The organism is Neobacillus sp. 19 (genome assembly GCF_049463095.1).
In the GTDB taxonomy this organism is placed as follows: Bacteria; Bacillota; Bacilli; order Bacillales; family Cytobacillaceae; genus Neobacillus.
Window position 1 is genome coordinate 1 of record NZ_JBMPZU010000036.1, and the last position, 17,141, is coordinate 17,141.

A 17,141-nucleotide genomic window follows, 5' to 3' on the forward strand; every position below is an offset into this window, starting at 1 on the left:
TTGCTTCGTTGGTTGTGCAGCTTCAACGGCCAACCCAACAACCTAGATAGGCGTTTTCGCATTTATCGTGAAACGCTTTCGCATTTTCGTGCGCCGCTTCACGCAAAAGAAAATGGCTGGATGAACGCAGCTATGCGGACCTCGTGGCACTATGTCAATTCCTTCCTGGACCGGCTAGCAGTCAGGTTGGTATTGGAATTGGAGTCATGCGTGCCGGTGTATTAGGCGGAAGTAATGGCATTCATTGGCTTTACCTTTCCCTCAGTAATTGCTCTCATTTTATTTGCGCTCCTTCTAAATGGGATGAACGTGGAAAATGCGGGCTGGATTCATGGATTGAAAATTGTCGCTGTTGTTGTCGTAGCACATGCCATTTTAGGGATGGCACAGAAATTGACTCCCGATTTAAAAAGAAAATCCATTGCCCTGTTCGCCCTTGTAGGAACTTTGATCTGGCAAACCACGTATACGCAGGTAGGTATAATCCTTGTTTCTGCTATTTTTGGTTATCTATTTTTTAAACAAACGGCATCAGAAGAGGACACGATCATAACGGTTCCATTATCACGTGGATTTGCCTATATTTGTTTAACCCTTTTCTTTGGCTTACTTATCATACTTCCCATTCTTAGAGAAATAACATCTTATGAATGGATTGCGCTTTTTGATAGTTTCTATCGGTCAGGTTCGCTTGTTTTTGGCGGTGGGCATGTTGTATTGCCCTTACTTGAGCGTGAATTTGTTCCATCAGGCTGGATCAGTAAAGAGAATTTTCTCGCAGGTTATGGATCAGCGCAGGCCGTTCCTGGACCGCTTTTTACTTTTGCAGCATATATCGGGGCGGTAATCAACGGATGGAAGGGCGGCCTTTTGGCGACAATAGCTATTTTCCTGCCAGCTTTCCTATTGATCATGGGTACCCTGCCCTTTTGGGATCACCTTCGAAAAAACCCAAAAATCAAAGGGGCACTTCTAGGTGTAAACGCTGCAGTGGTCGGAATCTTAATCTCTGCTTTCTATACACCGATCTGGACTAGCTCAATCATATCACCAATTGATTTTGCTTTTGGCTCTATTCTGTTTTGCTTACTTGTTTATTGGAAGCTTCCACCGTGGATCATCGTACTTCTAGGTGCACTGGGAGGATTATTGCTATGAAAATGGAGACTAATAAGGTGAGTGAACAATGAAAAAATATGTAAACTTGGATAATGTTACAAGCAATAAATCATTTAGTGATATGAGAAAGTGGCAGAAGGAACGACGAACGAAAGTAAAGGATTTATCGGTAAACATTGAACAGTGTCCCACAAAAAAAGTGACCGAAATAAATGAAAATAGAAATTGCACTTCCTTTACATGGATTGGGCATTCTACCTTTTTGATACAGTTGAATGGCATGAATATTTTGACGGATCCTGTATGGGCGAAGAGGATGGGATTTCAAAAGCGACTTACTGAGCCGGGAATTTCTTTAGCAGATTTGCCTGAGATTGACCTTGTTGTCATTTCTCATGGTCACTACGATCATTTGGACTTCCCTACTTTAAAAAAATTAAAAGGAAATCCCCATTACTTTGTTCCTGTTGGATTGAAATCACTTTTTACCAGAAAAGGCTATCAGAAGGTGACGGAAATGTCCTGGTGGGAAAACGCAGAAGTTAAAGAAATTACCCTTCATTTCGTCCCTGCACAGCACTGGACGAGACGGTCGCTTACAGATATGAATACTTCCCATTGGGGCGGCTGGATTTTTCAAACACCGCTGGAAACCTTTTATTTTGTCGGTGATACGGGATATTTTAACGGCTTTAAACAGATTGCGGAGAGATTTAAAGTTGGTACGGTGTTTATGCCGATTGGAGCCTATGAGCCTGAGTGGTTTATGGCGGATGCCCATATTTCTCCGGAAGACAGTGTGAAAGCCTTCCTTGATTTAAAGGCAAAACTTTTCGTGCCGATGCATTATGGTGCTTACCGATTAGCCGACGATACTGGCCCGGAGGCATTAGACCGCTTGTACCGTGAATGGGAAAAGCAGCAGCTTCCCGGGGAACAATTAAAGGTGCTCTTACTTGGTGAAACCGTGATAGAGACTGGAAAGTAGAAAACCGGAGGACCAATCCTTCAAAAATTTGGTTTCGTCCACCCAGCCACTGACGATCTTGTGTAATTAGGAGTAAAAACCAGCAGCCTCCAAAGAGAACTGCTGGTTTTTTGTTTCAATGAAAAACTTAAACACTCAAAACTTCTTGCTCATCCTTTTCACTGCCAAGCGTTGCTAAATATTCCACGGTGGTCAAATACACCATCCCATTCCCTTCTAGCTTCGGAGAATTTCCTAGTGGGATTGTTCTCCTTATGAGCTGGGCATATAGTTCCGGCTCTGTTAGATTTCTATCAAATGCTTGGTTGGAGATTGCTTTAATTAATGCAAGTGCACCGGCTACATGCGGTGTTGCCATAGACGTGCCGCTAAGCCTCGCATATTTACCATTTAAATAGGTTGATAATATACTTTCTCCTGGAGCAACTACATCAACCTCTTTATTTGAATTACTAAATTCAGATATATTACGATTTAATCCAATTGCCCCCACGCAGATCACTTCATTGTATGCACCTGGATAGGCCAGCTCGTCTGTTGAGTCTCTTCCGTCCCCTTCATTTCCAGCCGCACAAACAACGAGAATCCCATTGGCAACAGCCTTTTTAATGGCATCATGTAATTCGGGAACATCCGCTGAACCGCCCAGGCTCATAGAGATAATATCTACCTTTTGTTCAATCGCGTAATAAATTCCATTGATAATCCACTGATATTGTCCTGAGCCATTTTTATCAAGAACCTTGACAATTAATAGATTAGCTTCCGGTGCAACGCCTACGACTCCCGTCTCATTTAAAATTGCGGCCATTGTCCCGGCAACATGTGTGCCGTGTCCATTGTAATCACGATAGTTATTTTGGTCGCCGCGATCATCTTTTGTAAAATTTCGCCCGCCAATGATTCGATCTTTTAAGTCGATATGGTCTGTTTCACAACCGGTATCTAAAATAGCGATTGTCATTCCCTTCCCTCTGGACGCCCTCCACACTTCAGGGGCCTGAATCATTTCCACCCCTTTTGGCACCTCGGTTACTTCTTCAAACTCTGCAATCACTTGGTACGGAATTAAGCGTACTTTTCGTTCCAACGCATTCCCTCCTAACAGATTTATTTGAAGCCAACCCATGATGTTGGTAATAGTTTAACAATTCTGAATCTATTAAAAAAGATTCTTTTGGCGCATTTTTTATTTTTCTTTATGACAGGCGATTCCTGTTTATACCCGAAATTTATTTCAATAGTTCTTTAATTTAGTAATGCGTTAACGCTTTCATTATTAGACGCTTTACTATTTTAAAAAAATAATTTTCAAACTATTGTGGTTATTGAAATAATATTCTATAATATTTAGCATTACGAAATTATCTTACAGGGGTGGAAACATTGAAAGCTTTAGAACGTCTTAGTCAATTTGTCGGCAATACTTTTGCCATTTGGGTACTGATATTTGCCGTCCTTGCATTTGTATCGCCTCCAGCATTTACTTGGATTGCTCCACACATTTCTCTATTACTTGGAATTATAATGTTTGGGATGGGGCTAACTTTATCTGGAAATGATTTCAAAGAAGTTTTTAAACGGCCAAAGGACGTCGCGATTGGAGTTGTAGGCCAATTTTTAATCATGCCCGGGCTCGCCTTTTTACTTTCGAAAGGTCTGAACCTAGCTCCAGAAATTGCAGTTGGCGTTATTTTAGTAGGCTGCTGCCCTGGCGGAACGGCATCAAATGTTATGACGTTCCTTTCCAAAGGGGATGTTGCCTTAAGTGTCACAATCACATCGGTTACAACGATCCTTGCACCACTTGTCACACCAGCTCTTATTTTGTTACTTGCCAGCGAGTGGATCCCTGTTGATCCTGCAGGACTATTCCTCTCAATCGTTAAAATCGTTCTCATCCCGATTATTCTTGGAGTTATAGTGAAAAAGTTATTTAATAGACAAGCACAAGCAAGCGTGAAAGTTCTACCGCTTATTTCCATTATTGCGATTGTTGCCATCGTTGCAGCAGTTGTATCTGCTAACCAAGCAGCGATTGCAAAAACGGGAATCCTTATTTTTGCGGTCGTTGTTCTTCATAACTGTCTTGGCTACTTAATTGGTTATTTATTTGGGAAACTCTTTAAAATGGACTTATCAAAGAAAAAGGCTGTCGCCATTGAGGTAGGAATGCAAAACTCTGGTTTAGGCGCTGCCATTGCAGCTGCACATTTTTCACCACTAGCTGCCGTACCAAGTGCCATTTTTAGTGTTTGGCACAACATTTCTGGCCCAATCCTTGCAACCATCTTCAGCCGGATGAAAAATGATAAAAACGCAGCTGGAAGTGAAGGGAAAACATTATCAGTGTAAAGCCGAAACTATGGTGGATCAGTTAATTCGTTATTAAAAGAACTTGGATGCTTCCAAGTTCTTTTTCTTGTTCCCTAATAATCCAATCACTATTTTAAAAATACGACTTTATTATTATACAAATTCTCTAACATATGGAGGTATCACCCATTTTTACTTCATTGTTTATATGAAGCGTTGTTTTTTTCTACCAACATGACGCTTGTCCAATCAACTATTAATACAAAAAATATATATACATAGTGAAGTGTTTTTTTCCTTCCAATCATCTAAAAGGTGGTGAAAGAGATATGTATGGTTATGACGGGGGCGGATATGGCGGCGGCAGCAGCTTTGTATTGATTGTTGTCTTGTTCATTCTGTTGATCATTGTAGGTACTTCTTTCATGGGCTACTAATTGGTAGTAACCCGTAATACTTTAGGTTAATATTCCAAGTAAATCCCTAATGAAAGGAGGGGGATTTAATGACATTTGGATTTTTTGGATTTGGCAGAAGACCGTTTGTCCCGATTGAAATTGAAATCGAAATAGAGAGAAGAAGACGAATTGAAATTGAAATCGAGATTGAGCGAAGAAGAAGATTTGAGTTTGAAAGAAGAAGACGATTTGAATTTGAACGGAGACGCAGATTCTTTTAAGCATATAAAATTAGTAAGAAAATTGGGGCCTTCGGGCTCTTTTTTAGTGCGTTACCGCCTCCTTTAGCGCATATAATAGCTATATCTAGGTTCCTTTGGTGCTATACTAAATATATAGAAGGAACTGGAAAAGGGAGTTGAAAAAGTTGAAATGGTTGAAAAAACTTACTCATACACTCACAGGCTTGACGGATGCCATTGCCCGTTTTCCCTTAACAACCCTATTTCTATTAGGCACTGTTTTTATTAATTCTTATATGATCAGCAATGAAAAGGACGGTTCGAAAATTCTTTTAACATTTGTTGTTGGGGCATTTCTTAGTGCCGTATTCCAGGTTGTCTATGACCGTTTTTTTTCAAAGCTTTCCATCCAAGTGATTTTAATGGGCATGGTTGTCTTGCTAACTGCAGGTTATTACCTCATTATTAGGCAAGCGCCTGACCCAGGCATGGAAATCGAAATGAGAACGGTCGTTGCCTTGTTTGCCCTGCTAATAGCCTTCATTTGGGTACCCGTCATAAGAAGCAGCACAAGTTTTAACAAAAGCTTTATGGTTACCTTTAAATCTTTCTTCAATTCCCTGTTCTTTTCTGGTGTTATTTTCGGCGGTATTAGCATTATTCTTACGGCAATTGACCAGTTGATTTTTTCCATCGATTCTTCTGCTTATGCACATACGGCCAATTTTATTTTTATTCTTTTTGCACCGATGTATTTTCTTTCACTCATTCCAAAATATCCAGGAGCAAATGAAAAAAATAAGCCGCGAAAAGAAACCATTGATAAGGCAGCCTCTTGTCCGAAGTTTTTAGAAATCTTGCTTTCCTATATACTCATACCGCTATTAGCCGTGTTTACGTTAATACTAGTGACTTACATTATCAAAAATATCGGCGGGGAATTTTGGACGGATAACTTACTAGAACCAATGCTCGTATCCTATGCGATTACCGTTATTTTGGTGTATATCTTGGTTAGTGAGATTGAAAACAAGTTTACGGCCACTTTCAGAATGATTTTTCCAAAAGTCCTGGTGCCAATCGTCCTCTTCCAGATTATGTCCTCGATTTTCAGTTTGGCTGATAGTGGTGTAACACATACCCGCTATTATGTCATATTGTTTGGAATTTTTGCAGCCGTTGCAGGTATTTTAATGAGCGTTTTTCCTGTACGAAAAAATGGCGTGATTGCGGCTATGTTAATTATTTTTTCAGCTGTTTCTATCGTGCCTCCAGTGGATGCGTTCACCATCAGTCGAACGAGCCAAAGTAAAATACTGAAAAACGTACTTGTGAAAAATAATATGCTCGAACATAATAAGATCAGGCCAAATGCATCTATTTCTGACAAGGATAAGCAAATAATTACCAATTCTGTTCAATACTTATACATGATGGGATATACAAAGAACATGAAATGGCTGCCAGATGATTTCAATGCATATGAAGATTTTCATGATACTTTTGGTTTTGATGAGTATCAAAAGCAGGATCATTTCACTCAATCGATTTACCTTGATCTGCAACAGTCAACGCCCATTACCATCACAGGCTTTGATACCTTTGCAAAAATCGAGATATTGATGTCAGATCAACATAGTGATGATAAGGTTTTTGATATGGTAAAGGAAGGTAAAGAGTATACCTTGTTTAAAAACTTTCAGCAAGATCACTATGACCTTCAATTGAAGGATTCGAATGACCTGACTCTTATTAGCTATAACACACAAGAAATCTTTGATAAATTTTCTCATTACAACCCTTCTAAGGGACAAATATCAGCAGAAGAAGCAACATTTACAAATGAAAATGATCGAGCCAAACTAACCATTGTCGTGCAAAATCTAGGGATTGAAAAACAAGATGCACAATATAATAACGCCATGTTATTCGTTTTTATTCAGATTAAATAGAAATTCCTTAAGAAAGCAAAACAAGCGGGACATGGTTCCGCTTGTTTTGCTTTCTTAATTGGTAAATATTAAATTAAATTCTTATCGATCCTAGGTAAACGAATTTCTTGTTTAAGACGTCTCCTTTTGAGTCGATTCGATTTTTCTTTCTCATAGAGATAATAAACAAGGAAATAAGAAACAATACCAAGGGCGGTCCCGAAAATCGTCATACCGATTAAGGCATGGACACCGCCATGGAGCAAGTTGACTAAACTATGGAAATCACCGTGTAATAAGTTTTGAAAAGAAAAAGATCCATGATGGCCAATTCGTACTTTAATTGGAAAGAACAATTTTCCCAGTTGTCTTGCAAATGGTAAAAGAATCACTGGCAGAAGTGTGAGTTTCCCTATAATATTTCCAATAATAGACGCCGGTAAGGAACCTTTTGCCAGTTTGACAATCGGGACAAATAAGATATAAATAAGCGAAGCTGTCGAAATCACTAACATTTCCAGTCCAAAGCCAAGGGCAAAACCGAGGGCTACCTTTTTAGCTCCCCCAGGAGAACGCAGCAGTTTTGTGAAATTTAATTTAAAGGCTCGTCCAATCCGTTGATAAAGATGATACTTTTTATATTTTATCCTCAATAGGTGCCACCCCTTGGTGAAATCGGTATATGATATTATTTGGAACTTTCTAAAAACTCATTTTATAGAAAACCTACCTTATCTTCTATTTTACACCTTTATCAAATAGAATAAATAGAAAATTATTCAGAAATAAAAGGATGTTATTGGTAATGGTGTGTGAATTTATTTTTCGATTACTGGAAAGCTAATCAAAAACGGTGATGATGATATGGAGAAGAAAATCGCGATTATTTCCGATATTCATGGGAATTATTCCGCTCTTCAAGCTGTATGCAAGGAAATCGATCAAGACACTACCATTGAACAGATTTATTGCCTTGGAGATTTAATTGGCATCGGCTATGAAACAAATAAAGTGCTGGATTTACTGCTCTCTCGCAGCGATATTTCTTTTTTAATGGGAAATCATGATGAAGCGATTGTAGATATTCTTTCAGGGAGAGAGCCCTATAGCAGAAAGCGAGAAAGAGACCATCATGTGTGGATTGCCGCTCATATCGATCATTCATTTCTCTCATTTTTATCCGAGCTGCCCGTCACACTATCGGCTGAATGTAATGGAAAACGTTTAGATTTTGTCCACTACCATTTAGATGAAGAAGGTAATTTTTTACCAGTTGATTATGACCCGACCGTTGAGAAATTGGATTTTCTCTATCGTGATTCAGCCGCTGATATCATCTGTTTTGGTCATCATCATGTCATCCATCATTTTAAAACGAAGAAACGGCTCTACTTGAATCCCGGTTCACTTGGTTGTTTTCATAAGCCGCTTGCTTCGTACGCTATTTTGATCATTGGAGATCATGGTGAAATAAATGTCACTTTTAAAGAAGTACCCTATGATAATAAGGAATTTTTATTAGGATACAGCAAGCTGAATGTTCCGGGTTCAGACTATATATTGAAAGTCTTCCATGGAAATCAACCTTTACACTATCAATAATCAATGATCTACTTTTCGAACATATTCCTGAAGCGGTAAATCAAGTTCATCGATTCCTTCTATCACTAGGCTGGCAATCTCTATGGCCCCATTTTTCCGAAAATGGGTGCTGTCCATTGCCCCATTGGGATAATGAGGATATTCTCCTGCTATTAGCCACATGAACAGTTTCTTCGTTTGTTCCGGCCCTAGCTGCTGAAACAATTCTCTACTTTTTTCTGTTAAATCAATAACTGGAACGTTTTCTTCGCTCGCTAGTTCCTTCATGGCTTTAGGATATTCGCCGTGTGATGCTTGTGCCATACCACCGACTGAAAAACTCATTCTTTCCACCGGTGTAACAAGAATGGGTATCGCTCCTTTTTCCCGGGCACCTTGGATATATTGTTTTAAATAACTTTTATAGGTAGTGGACGGATTCGTGTACCTCGATGGGTCCTCTCTTTTTTCATCATTGTGACCGAATTGGATGAACAGATAATCCCCCTTATTAATATGATGCAAAATCCACTGCAGTCTTCCTTCATCAATGAAGCTTTTCGAACTTCTCCCCGGCTTTGCTTGATTGATCACAGTGACATGACTGTCAAATCGATTGGATAGCTCTTGACCCCAGCCTGAGCGCGGCGATAAAGATGCCGGATAATTCGAAACCGTTGAATCTCCCGCAAGATAAATGGTTATTTCTTGCTCCGCCTTGGATGAGGCTTTAGATACATGGATGCCGGTATATAAAATCAAACTTGCAGTTATTACAGATATCCCAAACATGAAAACCTTATTCCGTCCCAAACGTCCATTCCCCCTGTGTAAACTCTTCGATCGTAATCTTATTATTTATTAATCATAAACGATTCATGACCGTTGATGAAGAGAATTTTAATTAGCAGGCAAAATAATTAAAGGACCTTTGATTCACTCCATCCATTATGAAATGAATTTTTAATAAAAATTACATACTCCGGTAAAACAATCGAGTTTTTTTATATGGTACATTGATTTTAGCCTTTTAAAACGGATTAAGAATGAGTTGATTAACATGTTGAATCTAAAGGAAGCTACCGAATTATTAATGGACCAAGGCATTACTGATAATGAACAAGTTGTCATCCGCTGGATTTTAGACGGTAAACTGAAAGCAAAACGAACGAAGAATTTAAATATTGACTACTTCATTAAACCAAGAGATTTAGCTGCCTTCATTTTGGAAAAACAAATCGAGGAAAGATGCAGCCAGTTTGGAGTGGATTACCATCATTGGGAAAAGACATTCTATGAAAACAAGAAATTAAAACAGGAAAATGAGGAATTAAAAACGATGGTCCGCCTTGAACAAACGAAAGTTCGCGGCTTGAAAAGAATGTTACAGGCAGAATATGCCCTTGCTGATTCCCCGCCCCTTACATATGCGGCATTATTAGGTTTAGACATGGATGCTGACAAGGAATTAATCAAAAGGGAGTTTAAAAAATTACTCAAAGGACTTCATCCGGATCGCGGCGGTGATGAACGATTATTTCGCGTGTTTTATGAACATTATTCGAAAGCAAAGTAGAAAAGAGACAGATGACTGTCTCTTTTGCCTGTTGAATTAATCGTGGAAATTTGTGCCGTCTGTCGTTGCTTTAACAATTTCGGCACGGATGACAAAGTCACCGAAATGTTCCCCCTCCTGCCGCTCTTTTGCATAGCGCGGAAGTATGACGCTTAATTCTTTGAGTATTTCTGCTTCACCGATATTTTCACGGTACATTTTACTTAAGCGGCTGCCATCATGGGCTGCCCCTAGATACATGTTGTATTTTCCTGGTGCCTTGCCAATAAAGCCAATTTCCCCGAGTGCGTGCCTTGCACATCCGTTTGGACAGCCAGTCATTCGGATTGTAATGTCCTCTTCACGGAGGCCGCTTTCATCCACAATTTCCTCGATTTTGTTAATCAGAACCGGTAAATAGCGTTCTGCTTCGGCCATCGCCAATCCACATGTCGGCAGCGCCACACATGCCATCGAATTGCGGCGGAGGGCAGTAACATGCATGCCGTCCGTTAATCCGTATTTTTCAATCAACTCATTGATCTTTTTCTTTTTTTGGCTTGATACATTGGCGATAATGACGTTTTGATTGGCTGTCAAATGGAAATCACCCGTATGAATCTTTGCGATTTCGCGTAAGCCCGTCTTTAACTGAACATGATCATAATCAGTTACACGGCCGCCTTCAACAAATAATGTAAAATGCCATCTTCCTTGAATGCCTTTTACCCAGCCGTAACGGTCACCATTATGGTCGAAATGATAAGGTTTCGCTTCACTTAGCTTCCACCCAAGGCGATTTTCCAGCTCTTCCTTGACTGTCTCTAACCCAAGTCGATCCACAGTGTATTTAAACCGGGCATTTTTCCGCTCGGAACGATTTCCATAATCGCGTTGAATGGTAATCGTTTTTTCCGCCACTTCATAAAGCTGCTCTGTTTTACAGAAGCCAATAACCTTGGCCACCTGTGGATATGTTGCCGTATCCCCATGGGTCATGCCCATTCCTCCGCCAATGGCGATGTTAAATCCAATCAGTTTGCTGTCTTCCACTATTGCAATGAATCCAAGGTCTTGTGAAAAGACATCAATATCATTGGATGGCGGCACGGCAATGCCAATTTTAAACTTTCGTGGCAAGTAAGTCCGGCCATACATTGGTTCTATTTCTTCGACTTCTGGAGTGCCGGCCACTTTTTCTTCATCCAGCCATACTTCATGATACGCTCTTGTGCGTGGTAATAAATCATCACTCAATTTCTTTGACCATTCATATACTTCGGCATGGATTTCAGACTGATATGGATTTGAGGCGCACATCACGTTACGATTGACATCGCCGCAAGCTGCGATTGTATCCAATAGAGAAGCATGAATTTCCTGGATGGTGTTTTTCATATTCCATTTTAAAATCCCATGCATTTGAAAGGTCTCACGTGTGGTCAGTTTCAAAGTGCCATTCCCATATTTTTCAGCGAGTTCATCCATGACAAGCCACTGGTTTGGAGCTGCAACACCTCCAGGCAAGCGAACACGCAGCATGAATTGATAGGCAGGTTCTAGCTTTTGCTTTTGCCGTTCATTACGGAGGTCGCGGTCATCCTGCAAATAGCTGCCATGATGCTTCATTAATCGGTTGTCATCATCAGGAATGCCGGCGCTGATACGGTCCTGCATGACTTCCTTCAACGTGCCGCGCAAATAGTTGCTTTCATCTTTGATGCGTTCGACATCACTCGGCGCTCCCCCTGGTGCTGTTAAAGTTTTTTTCACCATGTTGGTTAATCCCCCTTCTTTCAAAAATTAATATACATCTCGCTGATACCGTTTTTGCTGCTGCATGTCGGCAAGATAGGCTGCTGCCTGCTCACGGCTCATGGCGCCTTCTTTTTCGATAATCTCGAGCAATGTGTTGTGGACATCATGTGCCATATGTTTTTCATCACCGCAAATATAGACGGCCGCTCCTTCTTGCAGCCACTCGAACAATTCTTTGCTATTGTCCTGCATACGGAGCTGAACATACACCTTTTCGGCGGTGTCACGCGAAAAGGCTACATCCAATTTCGTTAGAGTACCGTTTTGCAGCCACTTTTGCCACTCGATTTGATAAAGGAAATCAGTGACAAAATGCTGATCACCGAAGAACAGCCATGACTTCCCAGTTGCGTTCGTTTCTTCACGCTCCTGCATAAAAGAACGGAATGGCGCTACACCTGTACCTGGCCCAATCATAATAATTGGTGTCTCCGGTTTTTCCGGAAGTTTAAAGTTTTCGTTTTGCTGCACAAATACGTTGATGCGGTCCCCTGGGTTTAGCCGCTCCGCTGTTTGAATCGAGCAGACGCCATTACGGCTGCGGCCATTGGCATCATAGCGGACAGCGCCGATCGTCAAATGCACTTCGTCCGGATTCGCGGATAAACTGCTCGCAATAGAATAAAGACGGGCAGGTATTTTTCGCAAAATACTCACAAACTCCTGAGCTGAACCAATCCAAGGAGTAAAATCGCGAACTAAATCTAGCAAATCGCGACCTTTTAAGTAGGCTTTTAACTTTTCATCGTTGTCTGATGCTGTCAGTTCTTGTAATTCCTTGCTTGCTGACAATGACGCTGCTTTTTGGAGAAGCGGTTTTGTTAGAACCGTAATTTCATAATAAGAGAGAAGCGCCTCTCTTAATTGTCTCTGGTCTCCCGGCTTCACAGTCACCAGTTCCTCTGGATTCCATTTTGTTTCTTCAAGAAGAAGGTCGACAAGAGCCGGATCGTTTTCCGGATATATGCCAAGGCTGTCACCAGGCTCGAATGTGAGTCCGGACCCTTCAAGTGAAATTTCTAAGTGACGTGTTTCTTTATTTGAGCCTCGACCGTTCAAATTGATATTTTCAAGAATCTCGGCTTGGAATGGATTGGTTCTCGAATACTGTGATTCTATTGATTGTGTTGCTGATTCGAGATTTTGTCCGTTGGCGGCTGCCTCAGATTGTGCTTCGCCCAGGCTGCCAAGAACTCCTTGAAGCCATTCTGCTGCCGGCTCGTCAAAGTCTACATCGCAGTCGAAACGCGGATAAAGCCTTGTGCCGCCAAGTTCTTCCAGCCGCTTATCGAATTCTTTACCTGTATGACAGAAGAACTCATACGAGCTGTCACCAAGAGCTAAAACGGAAAAATGGAAATTTTCAAGCTTTGGTGCACGTTTGCTATGAAGAAATTCATAGAATGTCAGCGCGTTGTCCGGAGGATCTCCTTCACCATGTGTGCTTACAATGATGAGCAGGTTTTGAACCTTTTTCAGGTTATTTGGTTTGAAATCACTCATGGATGAAACGGTAACTTGAAAGTCATTCCCTTCTAGTGATTGGGCTGCCTTTTTTGCTAATCCGCGGGCATTGCCAGTTTGTGATCCATATAAGATGGTCACTTCTTTTGTTTTTGAAGGTTCAGCGTGCTGCTGGACATGTGCAGCCGGCGTCCCAAGTGCAGCGGTGCCTTGTGATGCAGCGAGAAAGCCACTCAGCCAAAATTTCTGCGGTTCGGTAAGTGTTGGCAGAATACGATTAAGGAGCTCTGCCTGCTCCTGATTAAACGGACTGTTCAATACTTGAAGTTGCAACAATACCACCTCAATATGTGTTTAAATTTTTTACTTTTTCAATAATGATTTCTTCAATTACCCGGTGGCTGCTGAGCGTGCCTGTATGGAGAATCTCACAGCCTAGCCTTTGCCGCTTACGCACCTCTTGGCTTACTTCCGCAAGAAGCAAACCGGTAAATAACAAATATGGCACAACGATGACCCTGCCCACGGCACCTATAGTAATCGTCTCAAAGCCATCCAAAAGCCTTGGTTCAGCTGCAGCCAAGTAGCATACAGATACCCTTTCAATGCCAAGACGATTCCGAATGCCACCGGCAATTTTTGAAAAATCACCAAGGATTTCCGGGTCACTGCTTCCTCTGCCAACAATCAAAAGTCGATCCTCTGGCACTAGATACCCTGCAGTTTCCCTAACCAAATCTGCAACCGCGTCTAAAATCATACCCTGTACACCAAAAGACTCCTTCACAGTTACCTGTATTTCAGGATAACGCTCCTGTAATCCGGACAATATCAAAGGAATATCTTGTTTAATGTGACCTGCTGCCAAAAGGAACAGAGGAACAACGGTAATCTCCGTGGCACCTCTCTCCACACATCGGCGGAATCCTTCTTCCATTAACGGCTCCGTCAACTCTAGGAAACTGATTTCTTGGATGGGTATATCGATTCGTTCTATTACTCTTTTAATAAAGGCCTTTGCTTCCTCAGCCCCTTTTTTAGAGCGGGTACCATGACCAATATATAAAATTGCTTTCATATCCTAGAAGCCCCCTGCCTTATCCGTGGACCACTGGCAAATTGGGAACAATTTCATCTTGAAACCAGTTCAATTTTTTATGAAGGTGGACGACTTCGCCAATGACGATCATGCTTGGGTTAGAAAGAGCTGCCTCTTTCACCCGTTCTTCGATCGTCTCCAGCGTCCCGACCACCGTTCGCTGATCACTTAATGTCCCCCATTGAACAAGGGCAATTGGAGTTTGTGGTGATTTGCCATGTTGAATCAATTGTTTTGTTATAGTAGATAAATTAGAAACTCCCATATAAATACAGATCGTATCCACTGCATTTGCCAAATGGAACCACTGATGCTCTGCTGCAACATCTCCCGCTTGATGCCCCGTAATGAAAGCAAAGCTTCTGCTCAGACTGCGATGGGTTACAGGAATTCCGGCATATGCGGCAGCAGCAATCCCGGCCGTGATACCAGGAACAATTTCAAACGCGACATCATGGCGCGCACATTCCTCTGCTTCCTCACCGCCGCGTCCGAACACAAACGGATCTCCCCCCTTTAAGCGGACAACCTGATAGCCCTTTTTGGCATATTTCACTAAAAAGTGGTTGATGGTCTCCTGCTTCATCGTATGGTAATGCGGGAGTTTGCCGCAGTACACGAGCTGTGCCCCTTCTTTTGCATAGTGCAGCAGTTCAGGATTGACCAGCCGATCATAAAGGATGACATCGGCTTGCTGCAGGCAGCGCATTCCTTTTACCGTAATTAAATCTGGATCGCCGGGACCCGCACCAACTAAGTAAACCTTGCCACCCATGGGCTCATCATCCTTTCAAAGCTAAATAATGTTTTTTGTCTGCAAGTATTGAAAAATTTCTCCTACCGCTTGTTCCACAGTCAATAAGTCGGAACGGATGGTGATTTCCGGACGTTCTGGTGCCTCGTACGGAGAATCAATCCCGGTAAAATCCTTTATTTCACCGCGGCGAGCTTTTACATACAGCTGCTTTGGATCGCGCCGTTCACATTCTTCTAGCGGGCATTCAACAAACACTTCGATAAATTCTTCTTTTTCAAAAAGGTCACGTACTTGATCCCGGTCTGAGCGGAAGGGTGAAATAAATGCAGTCGTCACAACGGCACCGCTGTCGACAAACAGTTTCGCCACTTCGCCGATCCGGCGAATATTTTCAGTCCGGTCATGATCGGAAAAGCCAAGATCCTTATTAAGACCGTGGCGGATGTTATCACCATCGAGGACATATTCATTGATGCCCTGGCGGTATAATTCACTGGAAACGGCATTGGCGATTGTCGATTTACCTGAGCCTGACAGGCCGGTAAACCAGAGGACACAGCTGCCATGACCATTTTGCACACGCCGCTCTGGCTTTGTTACGGTTGCTGCGTGCCATGTAATATTTGTTGCTTTTGTCATGTTCGATTCCCCCTTAAACCGTTGCGCTTTCTTTTAAACCTTCAATCAACACCTCTACAACCTCTTTTCGGCTGAATGTTGATGGAGGAAGTGTGCCGGAACGCAGTAATTCCCTAACCTTTGTTCCCGAAAGGATCACTCTGTCCTCGTTGCTGTGCGGGCAAGTTTTATCCGAAGCCATTCCCTCACATTTCGTGCAATAAAAGCTATGTTCAAAGAATAGTGGCTTGATGCCAAGTTCCCCTTCAGGAAATTCGCTGAAGATCAGCTGTGCATCATAGGTACCGTAGTAATTACCGACACCGGCATGGTCACGGCCGACGATGAAATGAGTGCAGCCAAAGTTCTTTCGGGCAATCGCATGGAAAATTGCTTCTCTTGGACCAGCGTAGCGCATCGCCGCAGGATAGACACCGAGCTGGACCCGATTGCTAGGATAGTAGTTTTCAAGAAGGACTCGGTAACTCTTCAAACGGACATCGGCTGGGATATCATCGGATTTTGTTTCACCGATAAGCGGGTTAACGAAAAGTCCATCCACCGTTTCTAAGGCAGCCTTTTGGATGTACTCATGGGCGCGATGGATCGGGTTTCTCGTCTGGAAGCCTACAATGGTTTTCCATCCTTTTTCTTCAAACAAGGCCCGCGTTTCTTTCGGCTCAAGCCATACATCGCTGAATACACCTTTTTCCGGTTTTTTAACAAGTGTTACTTCACCGGCAACATAGACAGGACCTCTTTCATAAAGGCGTTTAACTCCTGGATGAGCAAGCTCCGGCGTTTTGTATACTTCAATGGCTTCTTTATCTAAGTCTGGTTCGAACCATTCAGAAACCTTAATGACTCCATAAACCTCTTTTTCAAAAACTAACTTGACTTCTTCGCCCACGGTAAGGGTCGCCGCTGTTTGATAAGATACCGGAAGTGTCACCGGAATGGACCAAATCGTGTTGTCCGCTAAACGCATATTGGCGACCACAGATTCGTAATCGGCTTTTCCTAGAAATCCCGTTAGCGGGCTGAACAAGCCAACCCCAATTAGTTCAAGATCACTTAAAGCGATAGCATCAATTTCGAGCTCTTTTTCAATATGGGCTACCTCATAATTTGGATTGTAGGCTTGAATTAATTTTCCTCCATGAGGTTTTGGTAAAAATGACATTTTTTCAAATCCTTTCAATAGTAGGTGTATTTAAATTTGATTTTACTGTCGGATGAGTTGTGGATACTGTCG

Annotated in this window: 16 protein-coding genes and 1 pseudogene; 8 read left to right on the forward strand and 9 right to left on the reverse strand. The window is 41.9% G+C overall.

Annotated elements, in window-relative coordinates:
• Positions 1-101: 101 nt before the first annotated feature.
• Together chrA and ACO1D1_RS12580 are read left to right on the forward strand one after the other, a co-directional pair.
• Positions 102-1,158 (forward strand): annotated as a pseudogene (gene chrA / locus ACO1D1_RS12575) (chromate efflux transporter); the annotation flags it as partial.
• Between the two features lie 28 nt (positions 1,159-1,186).
• On the forward strand, positions 1,187-2,107 hold the full coding sequence (locus tag ACO1D1_RS12580; protein ID WP_423336104.1) for an MBL fold metallo-hydrolase: 921 nt from the start codon (positions 1,187-1,189) through the stop codon (positions 2,105-2,107).
• 127 nt (positions 2,108-2,234) lie between these two features.
• Here ACO1D1_RS12580 and ACO1D1_RS12585 read toward each other — a convergent pair whose 3' ends face one another.
• Entirely contained in the window at positions 2,235-3,197 is a 963-nt protein-coding gene (locus ACO1D1_RS12585) for a S8 family peptidase (RefSeq protein ID WP_423336105.1), read from the reverse strand.
• 296 nt (positions 3,198-3,493) lie between these two features.
• Here ACO1D1_RS12585 and ACO1D1_RS12590 point away from each other — a divergent pair, with 296 nt between their 5' ends.
• From ACO1D1_RS12590 to ACO1D1_RS12605, 4 genes are all read left to right on the forward strand, one after another.
• Entirely contained in the window at positions 3,494-4,462 is a 969-nt protein-coding gene (locus ACO1D1_RS12590; protein ID WP_423336106.1) for a bile acid:sodium symporter family protein, read from the forward strand.
• A gap of 290 nt (positions 4,463-4,752) precedes the next feature.
• Positions 4,753-4,860, forward strand: coding sequence for a YjcZ family sporulation protein (locus ACO1D1_RS12595; protein ID WP_149870005.1), 108 nt, complete (start codon positions 4,753-4,755; stop codon positions 4,858-4,860).
• Between the two features lie 68 nt (positions 4,861-4,928).
• Positions 4,929-5,102: a hypothetical protein gene (locus ACO1D1_RS12600; protein WP_190284881.1), complete on the forward strand. Its 174-nt coding sequence runs from the start codon at positions 4,929-4,931 to the stop codon at positions 5,100-5,102.
• 146 nt (positions 5,103-5,248) lie between these two features.
• Entirely contained in the window at positions 5,249-7,015 is a 1,767-nt protein-coding gene (locus ACO1D1_RS12605) for a DUF4153 domain-containing protein (protein WP_423336107.1), read from the forward strand.
• A 68-nt stretch (positions 7,016-7,083) separates the two neighbouring features.
• Here ACO1D1_RS12605 and ACO1D1_RS12610 read toward each other — a convergent pair whose 3' ends face one another.
• Positions 7,084-7,647 carry a DUF2062 domain-containing protein gene (locus tag ACO1D1_RS12610; protein WP_423336108.1) on the reverse strand — a complete coding sequence of 188 codons (564 nt, stop codon included), beginning with the start codon at positions 7,645-7,647 and terminating at the stop codon, positions 7,084-7,086.
• A gap of 211 nt (positions 7,648-7,858) precedes the next feature.
• On the opposite strand from ACO1D1_RS12610, the gene ACO1D1_RS12615 reads away from it, so the two are divergent.
• Complete coding sequence (locus tag ACO1D1_RS12615) at positions 7,859-8,596, forward strand: metallophosphoesterase family protein (RefSeq protein WP_423336109.1); 738 nt, start codon at positions 7,859-7,861, stop codon at positions 8,594-8,596.
• Here the strand turns inward: ACO1D1_RS12615 and ACO1D1_RS12620 are convergent, their stop codons facing one another.
• On the reverse strand, positions 8,597-9,388 hold the full coding sequence (locus tag ACO1D1_RS12620) for a rhamnogalacturonan acetylesterase (protein WP_423336110.1): 792 nt from the start codon (positions 9,386-9,388) through the stop codon (positions 8,597-8,599).
• 247 nt (positions 9,389-9,635) lie between these two features.
• Between ACO1D1_RS12620 and ACO1D1_RS12625 the strand changes: the two genes are divergently transcribed.
• Entirely contained in the window at positions 9,636-10,151 is a 516-nt protein-coding gene (locus ACO1D1_RS12625; RefSeq protein ID WP_423336111.1) for a J domain-containing protein, read from the forward strand.
• A 36-nt stretch (positions 10,152-10,187) separates the two neighbouring features.
• Here the strand turns inward: ACO1D1_RS12625 and cysI are convergent, their stop codons facing one another.
• From cysI to sat, 6 genes are read right to left on the reverse strand one after another with little or no spacing between them, the layout of a single operon-like run.
• The gene (gene cysI, locus ACO1D1_RS12630; protein ID WP_423336112.1) at positions 10,188-11,906 is read right to left on the reverse strand and encodes an assimilatory sulfite reductase (NADPH) hemoprotein subunit; all 1,719 of its coding nucleotides are present in this window, start codon (positions 11,904-11,906) and stop codon (positions 10,188-10,190) included.
• A gap of 27 nt (positions 11,907-11,933) precedes the next feature.
• A complete protein-coding gene (locus tag ACO1D1_RS12635; RefSeq protein ID WP_423336113.1) occupies positions 11,934-13,745 on the reverse strand; it encodes an assimilatory sulfite reductase (NADPH) flavoprotein subunit in 1,812 nt (603 codons plus the stop codon).
• Between the two features lie 10 nt (positions 13,746-13,755).
• Positions 13,756-14,490, reverse strand: coding sequence for a sirohydrochlorin chelatase (locus tag ACO1D1_RS12640; protein WP_423336114.1), 735 nt, complete (start codon positions 14,488-14,490; stop codon positions 13,756-13,758).
• Positions 14,491-14,509: 19 nt separating this feature from the next.
• A complete protein-coding gene (cobA, locus tag ACO1D1_RS12645) occupies positions 14,510-15,286 on the reverse strand; it encodes a uroporphyrinogen-III C-methyltransferase (RefSeq protein WP_423336115.1) in 777 nt (258 codons plus the stop codon).
• Positions 15,287-15,307: 21 nt separating this feature from the next.
• Complete coding sequence (gene cysC, locus ACO1D1_RS12650; RefSeq protein ID WP_423336116.1) at positions 15,308-15,907, reverse strand: adenylyl-sulfate kinase; 600 nt, start codon at positions 15,905-15,907, stop codon at positions 15,308-15,310.
• 13 nt (positions 15,908-15,920) lie between these two features.
• Positions 15,921-17,069: a sulfate adenylyltransferase gene (sat, locus tag ACO1D1_RS12655; RefSeq protein ID WP_423336117.1), complete on the reverse strand. Its 1,149-nt coding sequence runs from the start codon at positions 17,067-17,069 to the stop codon at positions 15,921-15,923.
• Between the last annotated feature and the right edge of the window lie 72 nt (positions 17,070-17,141).

Bases quoted from the DNA above. Each gene is read 5' to 3' on its own strand.
- ACO1D1_RS12615 (WP_423336109.1), top strand. From the start codon at position 7,859: ATGGAGAAGAAAATCGCGATTATTTCCGATATTCATGGGAATTATTCC.
- ACO1D1_RS12580 (WP_423336104.1), top strand. From the start codon at position 1,187: ATGAAAAAATATGTAAACTTGGATAATGTTACAAGCAATAAATCATTT.
- ACO1D1_RS12625 (WP_423336111.1), top strand. From the start codon at position 9,636: ATGTTGAATCTAAAGGAAGCTACCGAATTATTAATGGACCAAGGCATT.
- ACO1D1_RS12640 (WP_423336114.1), bottom strand. From the start codon at position 14,490: ATGAAAGCAATTTTATATATTGGTCATGGTACCCGCTCTAAAAAAGGG.
- sat (WP_423336117.1), bottom strand. From the start codon at position 17,069: ATGTCATTTTTACCAAAACCTCATGGAGGAAAATTAATTCAAGCCTAC.
- cysC (WP_423336116.1), bottom strand. From the start codon at position 15,907: ATGACAAAAGCAACAAATATTACATGGCACGCAGCAACCGTAACAAAG.
- cysI (WP_423336112.1), bottom strand. From the start codon at position 11,906: ATGGTGAAAAAAACTTTAACAGCACCAGGGGGAGCGCCGAGTGATGTC.
- ACO1D1_RS12595 (WP_149870005.1), top strand. From the start codon at position 4,753: ATGTATGGTTATGACGGGGGCGGATATGGCGGCGGCAGCAGCTTTGTA.
- cobA (WP_423336115.1), bottom strand. From the start codon at position 15,286: ATGGGTGGCAAGGTTTACTTAGTTGGTGCGGGTCCCGGCGATCCAGAT.
- ACO1D1_RS12600 (WP_190284881.1), top strand. From the start codon at position 4,929: ATGACATTTGGATTTTTTGGATTTGGCAGAAGACCGTTTGTCCCGATT.